The sequence below is a fragment of the Rahnella sp. PCH160 genome, assembly GCF_047784855.1.
GTDB lineage: Bacteria > Pseudomonadota > Gammaproteobacteria > Enterobacterales > Enterobacteriaceae > Rahnella.
Window position 1 is genome coordinate 3405651 of sequence record NZ_JBLOGT010000001.1, and the last position, 22091, is coordinate 3427741.

The 22091-nt window shown below is 53.1% G+C and carries 20 protein-coding genes and 1 pseudogene; 12 read left to right on the forward strand and 9 right to left on the reverse strand.

The window, feature by feature from the left end:
- Positions 1 to 4 precede the first annotated feature (4 nt).
- On the reverse strand, positions 5 to 313 hold the full coding sequence (yqfB, locus tag ACM5QY_RS15700; RefSeq protein ID WP_416122900.1) for a N(4)-acetylcytidine aminohydrolase: 309 nt from the start codon (positions 311 to 313) through the stop codon (positions 5 to 7).
- 204 nt (positions 314 to 517) lie between these two features.
- Between yqfB and ACM5QY_RS15705 the strand changes: the two genes are divergently transcribed.
- Positions 518 to 1126 (forward strand): class I SAM-dependent DNA methyltransferase, encoded by a 609-nt coding sequence (locus tag ACM5QY_RS15705; RefSeq protein WP_416121675.1) that lies wholly within the window; start codon positions 518 to 520, stop codon positions 1124 to 1126.
- A gap of 191 nt (positions 1127 to 1317) precedes the next feature.
- Here ACM5QY_RS15705 and ACM5QY_RS15710 read toward each other — a convergent pair whose 3' ends face one another.
- Both ACM5QY_RS15710 and ACM5QY_RS15715 read right to left on the reverse strand, forming a co-directional pair.
- The gene (locus ACM5QY_RS15710) at positions 1318 to 1680 is read right to left on the reverse strand and encodes a cupin domain-containing protein (protein WP_416121676.1); all 363 of its coding nucleotides are present in this window, start codon (positions 1678 to 1680) and stop codon (positions 1318 to 1320) included.
- A 126-nt stretch (positions 1681 to 1806) separates the two neighbouring features.
- The gene (locus ACM5QY_RS15715; protein ID WP_416121677.1) at positions 1807 to 2412 is read right to left on the reverse strand and encodes a transglycosylase SLT domain-containing protein; all 606 of its coding nucleotides are present in this window, start codon (positions 2410 to 2412) and stop codon (positions 1807 to 1809) included.
- 198 nt (positions 2413 to 2610) lie between these two features.
- On the opposite strand from ACM5QY_RS15715, the gene ACM5QY_RS15720 reads away from it, so the two are divergent.
- Together ACM5QY_RS15720 and gap are read left to right on the forward strand one after the other, a co-directional pair.
- Positions 2611 to 3588, forward strand: a complete 978-nt coding sequence (locus ACM5QY_RS15720; protein ID WP_416121678.1) for a GlxA family transcriptional regulator — start codon at positions 2611 to 2613, stop codon at positions 3586 to 3588.
- A gap of 79 nt (positions 3589 to 3667) precedes the next feature.
- Entirely contained in the window at positions 3668 to 4678 is a 1011-nt protein-coding gene (gene gap, locus ACM5QY_RS15725; protein ID WP_416121679.1) for a type I glyceraldehyde-3-phosphate dehydrogenase, read from the forward strand.
- A gap of 146 nt (positions 4679 to 4824) precedes the next feature.
- On the opposite strand, the gene ACM5QY_RS15730 is transcribed toward gap, so the two are convergent.
- Complete coding sequence (locus ACM5QY_RS15730; protein ID WP_416121680.1) at positions 4825 to 5235, reverse strand: VOC family protein; 411 nt, start codon at positions 5233 to 5235, stop codon at positions 4825 to 4827.
- A 58-nt stretch (positions 5236 to 5293) separates the two neighbouring features.
- Between ACM5QY_RS15730 and ACM5QY_RS15735 the strand changes: the two are divergent.
- Both ACM5QY_RS15735 and ACM5QY_RS15740 read left to right on the forward strand, forming a co-directional pair.
- Positions 5294 to 5455 (forward strand): annotated as a pseudogene (locus ACM5QY_RS15735) (colicin M resistance protein CbrA); the annotation flags it as partial.
- A gap of 187 nt (positions 5456 to 5642) precedes the next feature.
- Positions 5643 to 6101, forward strand: a complete 459-nt coding sequence (locus ACM5QY_RS15740) for a MarR family winged helix-turn-helix transcriptional regulator (protein WP_416121681.1) — start codon at positions 5643 to 5645, stop codon at positions 6099 to 6101.
- A 48-nt stretch (positions 6102 to 6149) separates the two neighbouring features.
- Here ACM5QY_RS15740 and ACM5QY_RS15745 read toward each other — a convergent pair whose 3' ends face one another.
- Positions 6150 to 7163, reverse strand: a complete 1014-nt coding sequence (locus tag ACM5QY_RS15745; protein WP_416121682.1) for an isopenicillin N synthase family dioxygenase — start codon at positions 7161 to 7163, stop codon at positions 6150 to 6152.
- 159 nt (positions 7164 to 7322) lie between these two features.
- The gene (locus ACM5QY_RS15750) at positions 7323 to 8198 is read right to left on the reverse strand and encodes an NAD(P)-dependent oxidoreductase (protein WP_416121683.1); all 876 of its coding nucleotides are present in this window, start codon (positions 8196 to 8198) and stop codon (positions 7323 to 7325) included.
- A 216-nt stretch (positions 8199 to 8414) separates the two neighbouring features.
- On the opposite strand from ACM5QY_RS15750, the gene ACM5QY_RS15755 reads away from it, so the two are divergent.
- Complete coding sequence (locus ACM5QY_RS15755; RefSeq protein WP_416121684.1) at positions 8415 to 8786, forward strand: YebF family protein; 372 nt, start codon at positions 8415 to 8417, stop codon at positions 8784 to 8786.
- Positions 8787 to 8981: 195 nt separating this feature from the next.
- Entirely contained in the window at positions 8982 to 11111 is a 2130-nt protein-coding gene (locus tag ACM5QY_RS15760) for a TonB-dependent siderophore receptor (protein ID WP_416121685.1), read from the forward strand.
- A gap of 86 nt (positions 11112 to 11197) precedes the next feature.
- Here ACM5QY_RS15760 and ACM5QY_RS15765 read toward each other — a convergent pair whose 3' ends face one another.
- Positions 11198 to 12316: an ABC transporter substrate-binding protein gene (locus ACM5QY_RS15765; protein ID WP_416121686.1), complete on the reverse strand. Its 1119-nt coding sequence runs from the start codon at positions 12314 to 12316 to the stop codon at positions 11198 to 11200.
- A gap of 174 nt (positions 12317 to 12490) precedes the next feature.
- Here ACM5QY_RS15765 and ACM5QY_RS15770 point away from each other — a divergent pair, with 174 nt between their 5' ends.
- The 3 genes from ACM5QY_RS15770 to ACM5QY_RS15780 all read left to right on the forward strand — a co-directional run bounded on the left by ACM5QY_RS15770 (position 12491) and on the right by ACM5QY_RS15780 (position 14204).
- The gene (locus ACM5QY_RS15770) at positions 12491 to 12757 is read left to right on the forward strand and encodes a YjbD family protein (RefSeq protein ID WP_104924725.1); all 267 of its coding nucleotides are present in this window, start codon (positions 12491 to 12493) and stop codon (positions 12755 to 12757) included.
- A 209-nt stretch (positions 12758 to 12966) separates the two neighbouring features.
- Positions 12967 to 13194 (forward strand): hypothetical protein, encoded by a 228-nt coding sequence (locus ACM5QY_RS15775; RefSeq protein WP_015697366.1) that lies wholly within the window; start codon positions 12967 to 12969, stop codon positions 13192 to 13194.
- Between the two features lie 155 nt (positions 13195 to 13349).
- The gene (locus ACM5QY_RS15780; protein WP_416121687.1) at positions 13350 to 14204 is read left to right on the forward strand and encodes a pirin family protein; all 855 of its coding nucleotides are present in this window, start codon (positions 13350 to 13352) and stop codon (positions 14202 to 14204) included.
- Between the two features lie 72 nt (positions 14205 to 14276).
- Here the strand turns inward: ACM5QY_RS15780 and ACM5QY_RS15785 are convergent, their stop codons facing one another.
- Positions 14277 to 15446, reverse strand: coding sequence for a serine hydrolase (locus ACM5QY_RS15785; RefSeq protein WP_416121688.1), 1170 nt, complete (start codon positions 15444 to 15446; stop codon positions 14277 to 14279).
- Positions 15447 to 15905: 459 nt separating this feature from the next.
- On the opposite strand from ACM5QY_RS15785, the gene ACM5QY_RS15790 reads away from it, so the two are divergent.
- Both ACM5QY_RS15790 and ACM5QY_RS15795 read left to right on the forward strand, forming a co-directional pair.
- Complete coding sequence (locus tag ACM5QY_RS15790; protein WP_416121689.1) at positions 15906 to 18212, forward strand: FdhF/YdeP family oxidoreductase; 2307 nt, start codon at positions 15906 to 15908, stop codon at positions 18210 to 18212.
- A gap of 147 nt (positions 18213 to 18359) precedes the next feature.
- Positions 18360 to 20303 carry an exoribonuclease II gene (locus tag ACM5QY_RS15795; protein WP_416121690.1) on the forward strand — a complete coding sequence of 648 codons (1944 nt, stop codon included), beginning with the start codon at positions 18360 to 18362 and terminating at the stop codon, positions 20301 to 20303.
- A gap of 795 nt (positions 20304 to 21098) precedes the next feature.
- Here the strand turns inward: ACM5QY_RS15795 and cbl are convergent.
- The gene (gene cbl / locus ACM5QY_RS15800; RefSeq protein WP_416121691.1) at positions 21099 to 22052 is read right to left on the reverse strand and encodes an HTH-type transcriptional regulator Cbl; all 954 of its coding nucleotides are present in this window, start codon (positions 22050 to 22052) and stop codon (positions 21099 to 21101) included.
- Between the last annotated feature and the right edge of the window lie 39 nt (positions 22053 to 22091).

Genomic DNA, 22091 nt, shown 5'->3' on the forward strand with positions numbered 1-22091 from the left:
CGGGTTAGATAACGCGAAACTCAATCATAAACAGTGATTTCAGCCCCGGGTAAATCTCGCTGATCACCTGTTTCAGCTCAGCTAATGTCATATTTTCCTGCACGGCATGGGCGTCATTCAGCTCGTCAAACTGTACCGGCGTAACGTCGATAATCCCGATATTGCAGAAGAAAACGTCGTCTTCATAACGACTTACGCGAACACGATCGCCCGCCACAAACTCCGCATCACTGGCTTCACGAAGCGTAATCGTTTTGCGCCCGGCCAGAATATCAGCCTCGAAACGACCGTAAAAAGTGATGTCTTTCATCAGATGTTATCCCTCAGCGCTACGTTAAAGTCTTGTCCGCCACATCATACGAAGCATGCCGGTAAAATCAACAAACACATTGATAAATATGATAAAAAATTGATGAATTACGAACAAATTCAAATCTTTCACTGACAGACGCTGAGGTCGCGTGAGACACTCAGAATTCACGCAGCGCGATCAAATGACGGTCAGAACGGAGAGAAAATGGACGATATTTCGGCGAAAAACATCATTTCACTGTATCAGCGACATGCTGATATTTGGGATAAATTACGCAAAGATCAGCGATTCGAGCAGGCGTGGCTGGACAGTTTTCTGGCCCTGATCCCGCCAGAAGGCCGGATTCTTGACATCGGTTGCGGGGCGGGAAAGCCTATCGCGGAATATTTTGTAGAACGTCATTTTTTTGTGACTGGCGTCGATGCTTCAGAACCGATGATTGCCATCTGCCGTGAACGTTTCCCGGAACAACGCTGGCAGGTTACCGATATGCGTTCGTTATCGCTGAACGAGAAGTTCGACGGACTGATTGCCTGGGACAGTTTTTTCCATCTGACACGCGATGATCAGCGCGCCATGTTTTCTATCTTTGAGAAACACGCGAATCCTAACGCAGCGTTGATGTTCACCAGCGGTCCGGGTAATGGCGAAGCGATTGGCACATTCGAAGGGGAAGATCTTTATCATGCGAGTCTGGCTCCGGAAGAATACCGGGCGCTGTTTGATACGCATGGTTTCAGGGAAGTGAAGATGGTTGCCGAAGATCCGACGTGTGCTGGGCATACTATCTGGCTGGCACAGTTCAAAGGCTGAGATATTGAGTAAAGTGGTGAAAGCTGCCGGTATGAAAGGTGCACGACTGGCAGATTTCAAACAATGGCATCCTGATATTTAACATAATGCAAAACCTAATTAAGTGCGCATAATGTATATTATGTTAAATAAGAACACTGGTAACGAATCCGCCATCGATCCACCGTCTCTCCTGCCATTCTGTTCCTTTTTCATGACTCTTCATCTGCGCTTTGATCTTCAATATCACCATAATGCACGGCAAGCCAGATAGTGATTTCATTTGCGGCTGTCCACTCCACACGGTGTTTGCATAACGCCGGAATATTGATGCAATCACCTGCGTGCATTACCTGCGCCTGCGTTTCGTTTTCAAATTGCAAAGCCGCTGATCCTTGCAGAATCATGACCCACTCGCTTTGCGTCTGGCAATACCAGAAATCTGGCGGACTTGCCTGCCCGGTTGACACAATTCTCTCGATACGAATGCCCGGCATGTTTAATACCGCTTCGAAGGTTTCGTTTTGCTGCGCGCTGACAGTAACCGGTAAACCGGCGAATAAATTAGACCGCATACGAACTCTCCTTTCGGCGGATTTCAGCCGGTGAAAAATGACAACGCTACGTGAATTCTGAATTTCTGGCAGTACCATAATGCTCCAAAATTCACGTAGCGCATTCTTAATGTTGGCCGGTTTCGGCTATAACCCGGCATAAACTTTCTCGACCTTCGCCATGTATCTCGGAGCCTGCGGTGACGGATGATACTGGCGGACATGCCAGTTGAACGCTTCCGGTGTTAGCTGGTTGATCATCTGAATCGCTGTCTGGCGGTTTGCAGAAAACGTCCGCAACAGAGCCCCGGCACCGTTGGCGTAAGCGACTTCGGTCGCATAACGACGCGTGAGCGGATCGTTGATCCAGTTTAATTGCTGATGTTGTAATCCAAAGAGATATGCTGTTCCTAAATCAATGTTGGTTTCCGGGTCATGCAACTGCCGGTTGCTCGGACAACCGCGCTTGCCTTTATAACGGTAAGCATCGCAGCCACTGGTCGAGGCTTTAAGTTGCATCAGGCCAATGGCATTGGACGGGCTGACGGCGTCGGGATTGTAACTCGACTCTACCTGAATAATGGCTTTGATCAGTTTCCGGTCAACTTTGTAGTTATCAGCCGCGTCTTCAATTTCATCATCATAGGCGTGGGTGTCGTATTTTTTATAATGCGTCTTGCTTGAGCAACCCGCCAGAATCATCAGCATGATCAATATGCCGATTCGAGGCGGATGTTTGAGTATTGAATTCATGAAATCTCACGGTTGAATGCGTCATTTTGGACGCTGACAAGATACCCTTAACGTCACTGAGTATCATGGTTTAATTGAGGTTTTTCGCCTTTTACGTGTGCCAAAAATGCGGAATACAAATCCCCTGCCGTTTTATCTTCTCTGACGTCGCTTCAATGGTACATTGACTTATTTAATACAAATTGTATTTTTAATGCCATGAAAACTTTTCTGATTATCGTCCCTGACGGCGGCATGTTGTTTGAAGCGGCCGGTATCGCCGACATCCTTATGCAGGCCAACCGCCTGATGCCAACGGGTGGTCAAAATTCCCCTTATCAGGTGACGGTCGCCACCACGCAGCCGCACCGCGTGGTTCACGGCGTTTCCGGCCTGAATTTACTGGCAGATCACCGGCTTTGCGACCTTGACCCCGAACTTCCCCGCGACACCATTTTGATCACCGGCAAAGGACTGACGGAAGAAGAAGGTTCGGACGTCGTGACCTGGGTAAAGCGCGCCGCACCGTATGCACGACGCGTCGTTTCCATTTGCGGCGGAGCCATGCTACTGGCGAAAACCGGTTTGCTGGATGGCCGTCATGCTACTACCCACTGGCGGTTACTGGACACGTTGCAGGCCGACTTCCCGCAGATTACCGTCGAACGTGGGCCAATCTACGTGCAGGACGGCCCGGTCTGGACCTCCGGCGGCGTCAGCTCCGGCTTTGATCTCACGCTCGCCCTGGTGGAAGACGATCAGGGTTTTAATCTGGCCAGAGACGTTGCGCAGGATTTAGTGATGTTTCTGCGCAGGCCCGGTGGACAGGCACAGTTTAGCCGCTATCTTTTGAATCAGGCCAGCGAAGGCCCTATCCGCGAGCTTCAGCTCTGGTTGCCGCAAAATCTCACCGTCGAACTTTCAGTGGACGTTCTGGCAGAACGCGTCGCCATGAGCCCGCGTAATTTTACACGCGTTTTCACCCGCGAAACCGGGATCACCCCAGCCAAATATGTTGAAGAAGTTCGCCTGAATGCCGCCAGGCAACGACTTGAACAAACCACGCAAGGTGTCGAGCAAATCGCACAGGCCACCGGATTTGGCAGTGGCCTGAATTTACGGCGTGTTTTTGAAAGGAATTTGCAACTGACCCCAACGGAATACCGGGAACGCTTCTGCTCACGCACATTGGCGTAAATAGATCTTTTGTTGTCATTTACGCCATTCCTCCTTCGGTCTACATTAAATGCAGGTCTGATAATAAAGGAGTTTCATCATGGTCAAAGTAGGCATCAACGGGTTCGGCAGGATTGGTCGCAATGTTCTTCGCGCCGCACTGGGGCGTGATGACTTTCAGGTCGTCGCCATCAACGATCTCACCGACAGCAAAACTCTCGCACATCTTTTGAAATATGATTCACTTTCCGGCACGTTAAATGCCAAAGTTGAAGCCGGCGAAGGGCAATTGCTGCTCGATGGCAGAGCAATCCGCGTGTTCTCCGAAAGAGATCCGGCGGCGATTCCGTGGAGCAGCGTGGGTGTGGATATCGTTATCGAGGCCACCGGTTTTTTCACTGAAAAAGCCAAGGCCGAGGTGCATATCACCCAAGGCGGCGCCAAACGCGTCATTATTTCCGCACCGGCCAAAGATGACGATATCACTATCGTGATGGGCGTAAATGACGGCAATTATGATCCGGCCAAACACAAAGTGGTCAGCAACGGTAGCTGCACGACGAACGGTCTGGCACCGGCAGCGCAGGTTTTGCATTCAACCTTCGGGATTGAACATGGTCTGATGAACACCACCCACGCTTATACCAACAGCCAGGCACTGCATGATCAGCCTGAAAAGGATTTACGCGGTGCGCGTGCGGCGGCGGTTTCGATTGTTCCTTATTCCAGCGGAGCGGCTAAAGCCATCGGTAAAGTCATTCCTGAACTGGATGGCAAAATGACCGGTTATTCCCTGCGTGTGCCGGTTCCGGTTGTGTCGATTGTTGATCTGACCGTCAACCTGAAACGCGAAGCGACGGTCGAAGAAATCAACACCGCATTCCGTAAAGCATCAGAATCCGGCCCGCTGAAAGATATTCTGGGCTACAGCGAAGAACCACTGGTCTCCAGTGATTACCGTGGTGATCCACGCTCTTCGATTGTTGACGGGCTTTCCACATTGGTGATCGGCGGTAAGCTGGTGAAAATTCTGGCCTGGTATGATAACGAATGGGGATTCTCAAACCGTCTGGTTGATCTGGCCCTGTTGATGGAAAAAAGAGGTTTGTAGCCCTTTCTTTCCTGCCAGACAATATAATGCGACACCGCCTTCAGGCGGTGTTTTAACAAAGGCTTCAGACAGACACCGTTTGTTGTAAAATAGACTGTATGTTGTAACTAAATTCGTTCATTCCAGACAAAAACACACCGCATAGGTTATTCCTGTGGCCCTATTTTCATAAACGGGTTGTAGGCAATTTCCCACAAATGTCCGTCTGGATCGGCGAAATACCCCGAATATCCACCCCAGAAAACCCTTTGTGCCGGTTTAATCAGCTTACCGCCCGCTTTCACCGCCTGTGCGAGTACAGCATCCACTTTTGCTTCGCTTTCGACGGTCTGCGCCAGCGCCATTCCGCGAAATCCGTGACCTTCCGGGCTGAGTTCAGCGTCTTTAGCCAGCTCATCCCACGGAAACAACGATAACCAGGCACCTGCCAGCTCAAAGAAACTCACGCCGTCTGAGTCAATGACCACTTTCGGGAATCCAAGACCGTTCTGATAAAACGCCGTGGCGACGGCTAAATCTTTCACGCCGAGCGTAATCATATTGATGACAGGTTGCATAATGAGCTCCAGGGCTATTGATAATAACAATCCCATAAAAGAGTAGTTTTCAGGCTTCTCGCCGGGCAGGTTTAGCGTAAAAACCGATGATTTACAGACCCGGCTGATTCGTAATTATCAACGTACTTACGTGAATATCAATCGTCACCGGTTTGATTTGCGGCTCAAAACACTGATTCCAGCCAACGTTGATGTCAGGCATGACAGCCTGTGTCGCAAAAAATTTCACATGCCGACATGACCACAGAGAAATAAAATCTCAGATACCGGCATTTTTGAGGCAACAGGATGGAGGGTTTCCTGTTGTCTCAAAAATGTTAATGGAAGTCGGCGATTTAGGGTAAATGTTACTGGTCGTGCTAATCTTAGGTCACTGAAACCTGCTTACGCCCGACTGTGAGGAATCTTTGACCACTTTACGCCGCCGCCCGGAAGCATCTATCCCCAGGCTTCGTTTCCTCCCGGAAACCATTCATATCGGTCGTCAGTTACGCACTTACTGTGATGCCCGTTTCAAAACAATTGGCCTGACACTCGCCCGCGGACAAGTGCTGTTGCACCTCGAAGCCGCCAAAGGCCGCCTGCCTCAGGGAGAGCTGACGGCCCTGCTGGAAGTTGAGCATCCCACCGCAATACGCCTGTTTGACAGCCTTGCCGAGCTGGGTTTGCTGGAGCGCTGCCCGGGGGATTCAGACCGCCGCTCGAAAGACATTAAGCTGACTGACGCCGGAACTGAGCTGGCCAACCAGGTTCGCAGCATGACCGACGATATTTTGATGCGTGTAATGGACGGTATTCCGGATAAGGATATTAATGTTGCCCGCGACGTTCTCGCCTGCATCACCGCCAATATCGCCGCGCTTTAGTGGCATTTCCCCTTCCCGTTTTCCCGGTTTTCATCTGAGTGAACCCGCTTACGTGACAATATCGGCGTAATAACGCTGCGCGACGTCCGGATGAGATCGCAGCCGCCCTTTCAGATAGTTAAACCCGACATCGCGGAACAGCGGATTGAGCGGATCGCTGGTATCGCCTCTGGCTTCTTTCGCCAGTTCCGGCGGCAGCGGGAATAACGGCACCACGGCATCAAGTTGCGCACCGAGGAAAAAGGCCAGTGACAGCCGTTCGCCTTCGGCAGGCGGTGACACCACGCGGTGAACCGTCGCGCGCAGATAGCCGTTGGTGGCCAGCTCCAGCAGTTCGCCGATGTTCACCACCAGCGTATCCGCCACCGGCAACGCATCCACCCACTGGTTTTCTTCTACTTCAACCTGCAAACCGCGCTGTTCATCCTGTAATAAAAAACTCAGGAATCCGGAATCTTTATGCGCGCCAACGCCCTGATTCCCGGCACCCGCCGCACGCCCCGGATAACGAATCAGCTTGATATGCTCATTGGGTTTTTCGCCGTAAAGCGGATCAAAAGCTGCTTCCGGCAGTTTCAGCGCCAGCGCAAAAGCGCGCAATAAACGCAGTGACATCGCCGTCATTTCTCTCTGCCAGCGCAGCAGCAGCGGACGTAACTCGGGCAACGCTTCCGGCCACTGATTCGGCCCCTGCAGCCTCGCCCAGGCTGGTGTTTCGCCGCTCACCGGCAATTTTGGTCGTTCAGCACCGAGATCAAACTGTTCACGCCAGTCCGGCTGCCCGCGGGTAATTTCTGACGCCGCACGGTTATAGCCGCGAAAATGCGGAGAATTGATCATCGCCACGGCCAGTTTTTCTTCTTCCGGCAAGGCAAAAAATTCCCGCGCCACGCGCTGCACATCGTTAAGTAATGTGGCATCCACACCGTGATTTTTCAGATAGAAGAATCCAATTTCGCGGGCGGCATAACGCAGTTGCGAAAGAAAAACTTCACGCGCTTCAGGCGTACCGGAAAACTGGCTGAAATCGACCAAAGGAATAGTTGTTGACGTCTGGCTCATTGCTTACTCCGCCGTGATTATTGCTGATAATCATCAACGCTATCACAGCGCCGGAGCGGACGACCAATAGCCAGATAATCTGGTTTATGCTTCGCAGTTATGAATAAACCACGGGGAATATTAACCGGTTATAACACGCCCTTCCGTGGGCTTGGCCGGTTAACGGGAACCAAGATAACGGTAAACCACTGCCAGATCCTGATCGCCATAACCGCCATCCACGGCAGCCTGCCAGGTTTCACTGATGCGTTTCATTACCGGCAACTCAAGCTTACTGCCCGCATCAATCGCCAGATTGATATCTTTCAGCGCCCAGGTCAGCTGCATCTGCGGGGTGTAATCGCCGCTTTTGAACATCGCCATTTTGCCTTTGATATAAGGCGCCGCCAGAGGGCCTCCGTCGAGAACGTCCCACAGGTCATCCGGCGTAAAGCCCAGTTCTTCGGCCAGTTGGGTACTTTCGGCGATGCCTTCCATCATGGCAATCAGCCACGCGTTAACCACCAGTTTCATCTTAGACGCGCGACCTGCCTCGCCCAGCCATTTCGTCGCTTTGGAAATCGCCGCAAACACCGGTTCGACAGCCGCGCCCGCCTCGCGATCACCGCTGGCCAGCACCACAATTTGCGCCTGTTCTGCGGGCGCTTTGGTGCCTGAAACCGGCGCATCAAAGAACACCACGTCCGGGCGCTGTGCTTTAATCAGCGCAATCAGGGATTCCGTGGCATCGACGCCCAGCGTCCCCATCTGCGCGATAATTCCGCCCTGCTTCAGCCCGGCCAGAAGGCCATTGTCGCCCTGATAAACGTCCAGAGACGTTTTGCCATCCGACAGCATGGTAATCACCACATCAGCACCTTCTGTGGTTTCACGCGGTGTCAGGCCGCGTTGCGCGCCTGCACTCACCAGATCGTCACCACGCGATGCTGTCCGGTTCCACACGCGGGTGGTGAAACCTTTTTTAAGCAGATTGGCGGCAAATGCGTGTCCCATTGCCCCCAGGCCGAGCACCGCGACTACAGGTTGCTGACTCATGTTTTATTCCTTGTGCAAACGTTAAGTGTATTCAAAAGGCTATCATCGCAGGCCCTGCGGCGGAACTGGCTTCTGTAACCGGATGCAACAGAAGGGCTTATAATACTTAACCTCTGTTGGCGAAGTGGCGTAACATACGCGCTTTCGTGCCGGGGCTTGAGCCTGATGCCCCGGCAACTCTGATTTGACTGAGAATTTTCAGGAGTCGCAAGCACTATGAGTAAAGTCGTTTTAATCGGGATCATTTCCGTCATTTTCGCCCTGATGGTGCTCATGTTGGGCTCAGTCTATGTGTATCCGTGGTGGATGCAGCGCACTTCCGAAGGCGCGTGCAGCACCATCACCAAAGATAATGCCATCGACACCGTGACCCGTGATTACATGCAAAACCGCATTCCCAACTGGGGCAATGATAAAGATAATATGGGCACTTCCGTGCCGGTGTTGAATTTCATCAGCGATGACGTGAAAGAAGATAAAGGTACCTACCACATTCCTTTCAGCGCAAAAGGGCCGAACGGCACGCTGGGTTATGTCGCGCATTTCAACTGTTCAAATCATTACGTGAAATATTCTACCGTCGAATAATGTCTGTTTTTCCTCCCCTTCGCCGGGGAGGAAACTGGCGAAATCCTTGCGTTTCCCCGCACCAGCCCTGGCCCCGCCCCACAATTGTAACTATTGAAATTGTTAAATATGTTTCCCTTTGTAAACTCCTTGATTAGAATGCAAACTGTTATCATTTGCATTTGATGCTTTTTTGTTATTTTCAGGGATATTCACATGTCTGGTATAAAAGCCCCGCGCAGGGCGGCCAGCGGATTCAAAAAATCCGTGCTGGCCTTGGCTATTTTGCACTGTTCACCCCTTCTGGCCGCAACACAAGCGTCTGAAGATTCAATCACCGTCAACGCGCAGGCTGACGCGCTGGATACCACGGACTACAGCGCGTCTCAAAGCTCGACGGCCAGCAAAGGCGATACGCCGCTCAGTGAAACGCCGCAGTCCGTCAGCGTCGTCACACAGTCGATGATTCAGGATTATGACGTCACCTCTCTGGACGATGCCATGAAGTTCGTCAGCGGCGTGACTCAGGGCAATACGCTGGGCGGAACGGAAGACGGATTCGTGAAACGCGGATTTGGTGCCAACAGCGACGGTTCTATTCTGATTGACGGCGTGCGCAGTAATCAGGGACTGGGTTTTGATTCCACCATCGATCACATCGAAGTGCTGAAAGGATCGGCGTCTTTACTTTACGGGATCCAAAACCCCGGCGGCGTGATCAACATGATCAGCAAGAAGCCGCAATATGACTGGAATACCCGCGTCAGTGGCCGCACCGGCGGTTTCGGCGGCGGTGCCGGTACGATTGACGTCACCGGCCCGCTGGGCAACGGTTTTGCGTTCCGTATGATTGCCGAGCGTCAGTATGAAGATTACTGGCGTAACTTTGGCAGCGACTCACATACCCTGCTCGCGCCTTCCCTGAGCTGGTTCGGTGAGAAAGCCAGTTTCAACGTCAGTTATCAGGAATACAAATACGATATTCCCTATGACCGTGGAACCGCGTTTATCAACGGCAAACCGGTCGATATTCCGTATAACCGCCGTCTGGATGAACTGGCAAACCACGCCTGGGGCAAAACCAAACGCCTGAACACCACCTGGGAATATCAGGTCAGCGACGACTGGAAAACGCGTCTGACCTACGCCTGGCAGCAGCGCCGTTATGACAGCAATGAAGTGCGCGCCACTGCCGTTAATACGGAAACCGGAGCCGTCACCCGCCGCGCCGATGCAAACCGCGGCTTTAACCATCAGACCAGCTATACCTCGTGGGACTGGATTGGAAACCAGAACATTTTCGGCATGATGAACGACCTGCTGATTGGCGTCGATTACGAGAAGAACGAGACCTATAAGCAGTATTCTTATCGCGGCAAAACCTTCAGCACGTTCAATATGTATGATCCGGTGTACGGCGTGGAGCCGGTGACCGACAGCAGCACGTATTCCGACAGCAACAGTAATCTGCGCAACACGCTCTACAACAAATCGATCTATCTGAAAGACAGTATTCATCTGACCGATAAATGGATTGGTGTCGTGGGCGGCCGTTATCAGCATTACAACCAGAAGCAGTCGTATGGTTTCGTGACGCCGACACAAAGTCTGGACGATACCGACAACAAGTTCCTGCCACAGATTGGTGTGGTGTATAAGCTGACCGACGATCTGTCGTTCTATGCCAACTTCAGCAAATCATTCACGCCATCCACGGACACAGACGATGACGGTAATGTCTCCAAACCTGAGCTCGGCACCACCTATGAAGTCGGCACCAAGTGGCAGATTTCTCCGCGTCTGGATGCCACGCTGGCGGTGTACCGCATTGATGAAGAAGATATGTCGGTCTACATCAACGGCGTGACGCGCAATATCCCTAAAGCACGCTCCACCGGCGCGGAAGTCGAACTTAACGGTGAAATCGCCAAAGACTGGAACGTCACCGCCAACTACAGCTATGACAAAACTGAAATCACCGAAGACAACGTGAACTCGTCCAACGTCGGCAACCGTCTGGTGAATGCCCCGATCAACATGGGCAGCCTGTATCTCAGCCATACCCTGCGCTGGTCGATGGTGCCGGGTGACATTCGTATTGGCGGCGGTGCGCGTTACGTCGGCAACCGTGCCGGTGACCCGGAAAACAGCTTCACCATGCCCGATTACACCGTGGCCGATGCCTTTGTGGCCTGGGATAACGCACTGCTGGGCAAACATACGCAGATTAAGCTGAACGTGAATAACCTGTTCGACAAAGAATATTACTCGTCGAGCGCCGGAAACCTGCGCGTGATTGAAGGTGAACCGCGCAACGTGGTGCTCTCTGCGGCGGTCGATTTCTGATACAAGAGGTTGTGTTATAAACATAAACCGGCACGCGATTGTGCCGGTTTTTTTATGCCTGTTTTAAAACGAACGACGTGGTGGAATTATTTCGCCGGTGGCAGCGTACTCCAGTAGGTGCCGCTGAACGGAACCGGCAGAAACTGCGTGTAGAGTTCTTTCATGGTTTGCTGCGGATCGACATCTTTAAACAGCTGCGGATACATAGCTTTGGCGAAGACTTCCACGTCAACCATGTGATACGGGCTGAGATAGAAATTATGCCAGACGCTGTACGCCCGCCCTTCGCGCACGGCTTTCAGTGTGGAAAGCACCGGCTGTTTATCCATGATCTGCCGGAAACTTTGCTCCGCTTCCTGCGGCGTAACCTGCGGCCCCAGCATCAGATTAGACACCCTTTTCCCTTCCGGGCCTGCCATTCCGGTTGTGATATACACATCCGGGTTGGCCATAATCACTTTTTCTGCATTCAGATCCCCGTACACTCTGCCAAAAGCGCCTTTGGCGATGTTATCCCCTCCGGCAAACGCCAGCAGATCGGCAAGATTTCCATGAGAAACCGTGGTGCAGCAGCCTTCGCGACGGCCAAGATGCAATTGCAGCATCACCGTCTGCCGTTTGCCCTGATACGCCGCGATACGTTCGCGAACGCGATCCATGTGCTGCTGATAGAAAGCGATAAAGCGCGCCGCTTTTTCCGGATGGTTCAGCACGTCACCCAGCAATTTCACGCTGGGGATCGTATTGTGCAGTTGATCCACACGCAGATCGACGAAGATCACCGGGATCCCCGCTTGGGTCAGCGTGATTTCCATCTGATCGCGATCGGTCTGCTTCTTGGCATACACCGGCAAAATCACCAGATCCGGTTTCAGCGCAATCACCTTCTCCACGTTGAGCTGCGTGTAGTTGTTCTGCCCCAGCAGCGGAATAGTGGCGATTTCAGGAAAGGCTTTCACGTACATCGCCCAGCTTTGCGCATCGAGCTGCGCCATATCACCTGGCCAGCCAATCACATGCTGAGCGGGGTTTCCGTCCTGTACCAGCGCCAGCGTATACAACATGCGGCTTTCGCCCACCACGATACGCTGCGGATTATCCGGCACGGTCACTGTACGGTTGGAAATATCGGTCACGGTTCTGGCCTGCGCCAGACCGGAAAACAACAGGCAGGAAACCAGCAGCGACTGAGTGAACTTACGCATAACACCTCAAAACCCATCATAAAGGCTGAGATGATAATGATTATCGTTAATTGCTGCAATGCGGCGATAGCGCACGACGACAGGATTTGCTTTCGCGCCCGCGCCAGATTGCCGCGACGCCTGCCCGTAATTCGACTACACTGGTAGCCACTTTCCTCACAGGACGCAGTAATGATGAAAAGACTGACACAACAAGATATGACGGAAAGCGAACAGCGCGAGTTGAAAACGTTGCTCGATAAAGCCCGCAAAGCACAGGGCCGTGAGCTGACCAATTCGGAAAACAACCGGATTAAAGATGATTACATCGACACGCTGATGGCAGAGAAAGAAAAAGTGGCCGCGCGAGCGCGTGCTGAAAAACGCCGCAACAAAGCGGTTCCAAGCACGTCAGCGACCTATGACTGGACTGCCCGCACCCATCCGCGCGGCCGCCGTTAAGAACGCACTGACCCTCTTCGTGCATTACGCTGAGGGTCAGCCCCGGATATTCCGTTGTTTGGAGGCAACCCAAGGTCTCGCCATAACGCCCTGATAAGCATTGTTTTCCCTGTGTTTCGTAAACTGTGAACTGTCGCCCTGTACGGAAAATTCAGACGTGGTTAATAGAAGACGTCGCCCGTCATCAGGCTCAGAAAACAGGATGCAGCATGGAAAATTACGCGAACAAAAGTGGTGATTCACAGGTTGTCAGCTTCCAGATTGATGCCAATTCGATCAAAGTCCGTTTCAAGAACAATCACGTTTATCTCTACGATATCCGCCATCCGGGGCCGGAACATCTCGAAAAAATGAAAGAACTGGCCCGCGCCGGCTGGGGGCTCAATACCTACATCGAAAGCGAAGTGAAAACAGACTTCTCGTCGAAAGTGTTCTGACATTACCGTTGAATTTCCGGGCGGTTGTGAGCCAGTCGCCCGCGTTTTGTTGACTGATTCAGCGCGAATTACACCTTGTTAACAATCAGCTGTGACAACCTTCGCTGAACCCGCTAGTCTTCGTTATTATCCAGTGTTTTAACGGAACCCGCCCCATGACCCGAAAAATTGTTAAGCAATACAAAGCCTATCGTGATGATATCCGCGATCTGCAAACACGCCGGCCGGTTCCGGGGCCGGAACTCGAGCAGCTCGACCCTTTTCTGTTCCTCAATCATCACGGCCCGCAGGTTTACGCACCGGATAACCTCGGTTTACCTTTCGGCCCGCACCCGCATCGCGGATTTGAAACGGTCACATTTATCCTGCGCGGCGAACTGGCGCACAGCGATACCGGCGGTCATGAAAGTATTATCGGCACCGGCGGCGTGCAGTGGATGACTGCAGGTTCGGGTCTTATCCACTCTGAGCTCTCACCGGAGGCGTTTAAACGCCACGGCGGTGAACTGGAAATTTTGCAGCTTTGGGTAAATTTGCCGTCACGGCTGAAAATGACGCCTCCAGGCTATGTGGGTTTACAGGTTCAGGACATCCCGCAAATTCCGCTGAGCAAAGGAAACGGCGCGATCAGTCTGATTTCCGGCAACGTGGCGGGCGTCACCGGTCCGATAAAATCACTGACCGATGTCACCCTGATGACCGTTCAGATGAGCGCGGGCAGTGAAGTGACGTTGCATGCGCCAGCGGCACGTCAGGTTTTCCTGTATACCGTGAAAGGACGTCTCAAAATCGATGATATTCCGGCACAGGCCTGGCATCTGATTGAGCTGGATAGCAACGATGACCGCGTGACGATCACCGCAACCGATGACGCCACGTTCCTGTTCGGGCACGCTGAAAAAATCAATGAACCGGTGGTGTCCCACGGCCCGTTTGTGATGAACACGGTGCAGGAAATTAATCAGGCCATTCTGGATTACCAGGCCGGAAAGTTTGATGTGAAGTTATGAAGAATTTTATTAGCAAGGGGTAAACCACACCCCATCCCAACCTTCCCCTCGTGAGAGGGGAAAGAGCAGAAGTTAGATTTTCAGTTTCACGTAGTCAATCGCACGGCTGATAATCCCGCCCTGCGCCACGTCTTCCAGCGCCACCAGCGGCACGGTTTTGATGACTTTACCGTTGTCCACGATATTGATGCTGCCCAGTTCCTGGCCTTTTTTCAGCGGCGCGTCAATCTGCGGATTGGTCAGCACATACTGCGCTTTCAGTTTATCGGCGTCAGACTGCGGAACGCTGATAAACACATCGCTGAGCGAACCGACTTTCACCTGAGCTGTGGCACCGAACCAGACGTGCTCATTAGAAACGGTCTGATCCGCTTTGAAAATCTGCTTGCTGGTGTATTCACGGAAGCCCCAGGTCAGCAGTTTACGCGCCTGTTCTTCACGCCCTTTCGCACTTTTCCCGCCCATCACCACCGCTATCAGACGACGGCCGCCCTGCGTGGCAGACGCGATAATGTTGAAACCGGCGCTTTCGGTGTGACCGGTTTTCAGGCCATCCACTTGCAGGTTTTTATCCCACAACAGGCCGTTACGGTTCTGCTGGGTGATGTTGTCGTATGTCAGCGATTTCTCGGCATACATACGGTATTCCTCTGGCTCACCGCCGATAATCGCGCGGGAAAGTTTTGCCAGATCATAGGAGGTGGTGAACTGCCCCGGCGCATCCAGGCCGTGTACGGTTTCGAAATGCGTATTGGTCAGGCCCATGCTGACCACGTACTGGTTCATCATGCCGACGAAAGAATCCTGGCTTCCGGCCACGTAATCCGCCATCGCCACGCACGCGTCGTTGCCGGAAGTAATGATGATGCCGCGAATAAGGTCGCGCACAGAAACGCGGTCGCCTGGTTTGAGGAACATCAGGGAAGAACCTTCGAGGCTTTTATTACCGGCAACCCAGGCTTCCTGAGGCACGGTCACCACATCGTTCATGGTGATTTTTTTGTGGTCCAGCGCGCGGTCGATGACATAACCGGTCATCAGTTTGGTCAGGCTGGCCGGGTTGCGACGCTCGTCCGGGTTACCGGCGGCCAGCACATCACCGCTGGCGTAATCCATCAGCACAAAGGAAGCAGCATCAATGCTCGGTGGCACGACCGGGAAATCCAGTGGAGCGACAGCTTTTACGCTGCCCGCGGAGAACATCAACACACAAGATAAAACACTCATTACACTACGTTTCACTGAATCTTCCTTAAACGCACCTTTCCGGCAGACGCAATAAGCGAACCTGCCGGCAGATAAAAAAATACCGGATATTATTTGCCGCATAGGGTGCCCTAAATCGCCGGCCAGAAAAACCCTTAGTCTTTTGCTAACCATTTCATAGTGAAACGGTTCTGTTACAACTTGATCTTAATTTAACCAAAAGCCTCACCCAGTGCCGCCATCACCCTTTCTTATCGCAACCCGCTGTTTTAATTCAGGCTTAAAAAGACGGCGCACTTCGCATTCTGTCTGCTCATTAACGTTATTCGTGCGGATTTTCTTGTAATAGACAGATCTAATCGCACCATCATGGCATTCGATTAGACGTCGTCGCATCTCCCTCCTAAACTTGTGACATAAAATTAACAATCGGATTAACAATTCACCGTTCTGATTGTTTACAGACCAGACAAAAACCACCTGCGAAGCATAACTATGAAATTTAAAACTGAGATCAAACCCTACCACGGCGCGGCCGGTGGCTGGGGTGCGTTGGAATCCACCACCCGTTTCGTCTTCGACAGTAAAAAAGTCCTCTCCAACCTGCGTAACCTGATGCGTGTTAACAAAGGTCGCGGATTTGACTGTCCGGGCTGTGCGTGGGGCGATGATAACCACAGCACCTTCAGTTTCTGTGAAAACGGCGCGAAGGCCGTCAGCTGGGAAGCCACCCGTAAAGCGGTTGAGCCGGAATTCTTCGCTCAGCACAGCGTGACCAAACTGCGCGCGCAGAGCGATTATTTCCTCGAATATCAGGGTCGTCTGACCCACCCGATGCGGTATAACCGCACCACCGACCATTACGAACCGATCAGCTGGGACGCCGCATTTTCGCTGATCGCCAGCCATCTCAAAGGCCTTGAAAGCCCGGATCAGGCAGATTTCTACACTTCAGGCCGTGCCAGTAACGAAGCCTCTTACCTTTATCAGGTGTTTGGCCGCATGTTCGGCACCAACAACTTTCCCGACTGCTCGAATATGTGTCACGAAGCCAGCGGCGTAGGTCTGAAGCAAAGTATCGGCGTCGGTAAAGGCACCATCCGTCTGGATGATTTCGAAAAAGCCGATGCGATTTTCGTCTTCGGTCAGAATCCGGGCACCAACCATCCGCGTATGCTCCACAGCCTGCGCCATGCCTCCGATCGCGGCGCGAAAGTGGTCAGCTTCAATACCCTGCGTGAACGTGGCCTGGAACGTTTTGCCGATCCGCAAAAACCGCTGGAAGTGGTGACACCGAAAGCCGGTCGCATCAGCTCGGCGTATTACCAGCCAAATCTGGGCGGGGATATGGCTGCCGTGCGCGGTATCGTGAAAGCGTTATTGCAGACTCACCGCGAACGCATTGCTTCCGGTCAGCCTTCCCTGTTTGATGAAGAATTTATCGCGGCAAACTGCGCGGGCGTGGACGAGTATCTGGCTATTGTCGATGCGACAAGCTGGGACAAAATCACCGGACAGTCCGGCCTGAGCGAACAAGATTTGCGTGAAGCAGCGGCGATTTATATGAATGCCGGCCGCGTGATTTGCACTTGGGCGATGGGTATAACCCAGCACAAACATTCCGTGCCGACCGTGCGTGAAATCACCAACCTGCAACTGCTGTTCGGCCAGCTGGGTAAACCGGGTGCCGGTTTGTGTCCGGTACGTGGTCACAGTAACGTGCAGGGCAACCGCACGATGGGTATCGACGAAAAAGCGCCGAAAGCCCTGCTCGATGCGATGGAAACCCACTTCAAATTCACCCCGCCTCGCGTTCCCGGTCACAATACCGTGGAAGCGCTGGAAGCCATGCTGCGTCATGAAGCCAAAGTGCTGATCTGCCTCGGTGGTAATCTGGCGGCTGCGGCACCGGATACGCCGCGTACCGAACAGGCGCTAAGCAATCTGGATTTGTCCGTGCAAATCAGCACCAAGCTTAACCGCACACACCTGACGCCCGGCGCAGAAGCGCTGATCCTGCCTACGCTGGGGCGTACCGAACTGGATATGCAGGCAACCGGTTCGCAGTTCATCACTGTGGAAGATTCTTTCAGCATGGTGCATGCGTCCGAAGGCGTCGGCATTCCGTTGTCTCAGGAGCAGCGTTCAGAAACCGCGATTGTCTGCGGAATCGCCAACGCCGTGCTGGGTGACAAATACCTGGACTGGATGGGGCTGGCCGACGATTACAACCTGATCCGCGACCACATCGAAGCGACAATCCCAGGGTTCAGGGATTTTAACGCGCGTTGTGATATCAAAGGCGGTTTCTATCTGGGCAATGCGGCCGCCGATCTGAACTTCAATACCCTGAGCGGCAAAGCCAATTTCAGCGCCGTGCCGCTGCCGGATGTGCTGATCCCGATGGGCGACCAGAATGCACCGTTTACGCTGCAAACTTTGCGTTCCCACGACCAGTACAACACCACGATTTACGGCCTTGATGACCGTTATCGCGGCGTGTACGGCCAGCGTGAAGTGCTGTTCATTCACCCGCAGGATCTGGCCGATTTGGGCCTGAAAGACGGCGAGCTGGTGGAAATTGAAACGCTGTGGAACGACGGTATCGAGCGCAAAGTCACCGGGTTTAAGCTGGTCAGCTACGACATTCCGCGTGGCAATCTGGCGGCCTATTATCCGGAAACCAACCCGCTGGTGCCGATGTCCAGTTTTGGTGACCAGACCCACACGCCAACCTCCAAAGCCGTTCCGGTGACAATCCGTCGCTGCGAACAAAAAGTTGACCTGCAACGCATCGCATAACCCGTTATGCGGGATGTGCCGTAAATCTCCCCTTTGGCTTCAGGGTTATGAGGCAAAAGGGGCAGATGCTGCTTGCCCGCAGGGGCTGAATCGCGTAAAACTGTCTGCCGCTAATCGAGCCACATTAACCCTAATTCCCTGGACGATATGTTTCAAGATAACCCGCTGCTCGCGCAGCTAAAACAGCAACTTCACTCTCAGACTCCACGTGTCGAAGGCATCGTGAAAGGGACTGAGAAAGGCTTTGGCTTTCTTGAAGTAGACGGTCAAAAAAGCTATTTCATTCCGCCTCCGTACATGAAAAAAGTCATGCACGGTGACCGCGTAATCGCCTCGCTGCAAACCGAAAAAGAGCGTGAAGTCGTCCAGCCGGAAACACTGGTTGAACCTTTCCTCAGCCGCTTTGTGGGTCGCGTAACCAAAAAAGACGACCGTCTTTCTATCATCCCTGACCATCCTTTATTACGTGATGCGATCCAGTGTCGTGTGGTGCGCAACATTAATCACGAAGTCAGTGACGGCGACTGGTGCGTGGCCGAAATGCGCCGCCACCCGCTCAAAGAAGGCGATCACAGCTTCCAGGCTGAAATCACCGAATGGATCACCACAGGCACTGACGATCTCGCGCCATGGTGGGTCACGCTGGCCCGTCATAATCTGGAACGCGAAGCGCCAAAATCTGACATCGCTGAACTGCGCGATGAAGGCCTGAACCGCGAAGATCTGACTGCCCTGCCATTTGTCACCATCGACAGCGGCAGCACGCAGGACATGGATGACGCGCTGTATGTGAAAGACAACGGCGACGGCACTTTGCAGATGACCATTGCGATTGCTGACCCGACGGCGTACGTCACCGAAGGCAGCGAACTCGATAACATCGCCAAAAAACGCGCATTCACCAACTATCTGCCGGGCTTTAACATCCCGATGTTACCGCGTGAGTTGTCCGACGACGTGTGTTCCCTGTGGCCGGACGTCAGCCGTCCGGTTCTCGCCTGCTCCGTTACGCTGGGCACCGATGGCGCGCTGGGCACCGACATTCGTTTCTTCGCCGCCACCATCGAATCAAAAGCCAAACTGGCCTATGACAATGTGTCTGACTGGCTGGAAGCGGATGAGAAAAGCGCATGGCAACCTGCCAGCGATGTGATTGCTGATCAGATCCGCCTGCTCAAACGCGTTTGCGACGTGCGCAGTGCATGGCGCACCGAACACGCGCTGGTGTTTAAAGACCGTCCTGATTACCGCTTCGTGCTGGGTGAAAAAGGCAACGTTCTGGAAATCATTGCTGAGCATCGCCGTATCGCCAACCGCATCGTTGAAGAATCAATGATCGCCGCTAACGTCTGTGCGGCTATTGCGCTGCGCGACAGCCTCGGTTTCGGCGTGTACAACGTGCATACCGGTTTCGACCCGCTGCTGGTGGAAAACGCTGTCACGGTGCTTGCGGCCAATGATGTGGAAGCCAACGCCGAAGAACTGCTGACACTGCCCGGTTTCTGCGCCCTGCGCCGTAAACTGGATGCGTTGCCAACCCAGTTCCTCGACAGCCGCATCCGTCGTTTCCAGACATTTGCAGAAATCAGCACCGTACCGGGGCCGCATTACGGTCTGGGTCTGGAAGCTTACGCAACCTGGACTTCACCGATTCGTAAATACGGCGATATGGTGAACCACCGTCTGCTGAAAGCGATGATCCTGCAACAGTCTGCTGAGAAACCGCAGGAAGATATGACCGTTCAGCTGGCAGAACGCCGCCGTGCCAACCGCATGGCCGAGCGTGACGTCGGTGACTGGTTGTACGCCCGTTATCTGGAAGATAAAGTCGGCACGGATGTGAAATTCAGCGCAGAAATTATCGATGTGACCCGCGGTGGTTTGCGCGTCCGTCTGCAAGATATCGGCGCTGTCGCCTTTATCCCTGCACCGTTCCTGCACAGCGTGCGCGACGAGCTGGTGTGCAGCGCAGACACTGGCACCGTGCTGATCAAAGGCGAAGTCGCCTATCGTCAGAGTGACATCATTGATGTCAATATCGCGGAAGTGCGGATGGAAAATCGCAATGTGATTGCTAAGCCTGCAGCTTAGCGGACGCCTGGTCGTTTGATGTGCATCAGAGCCGGTTCTCAGGAATCGGCTTTTTTTTGTGCCATAAGCGGGCACACAGGCGCTTTTAAAAGGACTGACCGGGGAAAGTTTCGGTTTTTCATGTGCCATGAGGGCTGGGTCGGGATCGAGAGAATTTCGGTTTTTTATGTGCAGAGATCACTTAACTCGCCGCGCCGAAACCGACCAAAGAGGGCTATGACGAGCCCTCTTTGGAATCTCCGCGTCTTTTTCAACAAGCGCTCCGCTCGCTGGCACTGTTTCAGGAGCCACAATTATTGCCGCGAAAACTTGCCGCTACGCGGTTCCTTCATTTCGGTCTTCGAGCCTAAGGTCTCGAAACACTCATTCAGCAAGCTTTCTGAAAGCGGCCAGGGCTTATCTAAATTCAAAGTCATTCAGTTTTCTTACTTAACCTTTTGTGAAAACGGCAACTCATTTTATTAAAAACAACCAGCAGCAAGGTTGTGAACTAAAAAGCCCCTGGCCGCTTTCAAAAATCGCGCCGTATGGAGAGGTGGAAAACCGCGACTCTTTTCGCGCGGTTTGTAACCCGACAGGAGGGAACCGCGCAGCGGCGGGATTTTGCGGCAATAGCTGTTGTGCCTGAAACAGTGCCAGCGAGCGGCAGCGCGCAGTTAAAAAGCGCGGGTGTCCAGAGGGCGCGCGCGTTAACGCGCCCTTTGGGCCAGTTTGGGCGGCGAGCCCAAGGTCTTGAAGTTGAAAGTTGAAAGTTGAAAGTTGAATTATCAGGCGCCCGTATGACGCCTCATACCATCAAATCTGATAGTCAATCACCGGCTCATCCCCCACGGCAAACACCTTCTCCTTGATCTCATTCACCGATAACCCAGGGTTACACAGTTCGATAAACCGCCAGACGTAGTTTCTCTGCAATTGCGCTTTTTTAAGCCCCAGCCAGACGGTGTTGCCTTCGAAGAGATGCTCGGCGTTAATCAGCTGAAGCCCGGTATCACGCGCCGCCTCAAACGCTTTATCCGCCAGGATCCCCACGCCTAATCCCAGCTCAACGTAGGTTTTAATCACGTCAGAATCCTGCGCACTGAGCACGATATCCGCAGTGAGTGCTGCACGACTGAACGCATCATCCAGACGGGAACGGCCGGTGATCCCCTGACGATAGGTGATCAGTGGCTGTTCGCTGAGATGTTGTAAGGTGATCGGGTGCTGCAACGTCAGCGGATGCCCTTGCGGAACAACAATCGCGTGGTGCCAGCGGTAATACGGGAACGCCGCCACCGTCGGGTCATTCATCAGTTTTTCACTGGCGATGGCCACGTCCGCCTGCCCGCTCAGTAACATCGCCAGCACTTCCTGCGGCGAGCCCTGATGAAGTTCCAGCCGCACGCCCGGATAAATCGCCCGGAAGGCTTTAATCACTTTGGGCAGACTGTAACGCGCCTGGGTATGGGTGGTGGCGATAGTCAGCACGCCCGCGTCTTCTTTCGAAAACACATCGGCCAGACGGCGGATATTCTGCGCTTCGTTGAGAATACGCTCGGCTACGGCCAGCAGTTCTTTACCCGGTTCGGTCAACCCCAACAGGCGCTTGCCGCGACGGATGAAAATCTCAACGCCCAGTTCATCTTCCAGCTCGCGAATATGACGGCTGACGCCTGACTGCGAAGTGAACAACATGTTCGAGACTTCGGTCAGGTTGTAATTGCATCGCGCGGATTCCCGTATAATTTTGAGTTGTTGAAAATTCACCGCTGTCTGCCTCTGTTCTGCCTGAAAACCCTATTGTTA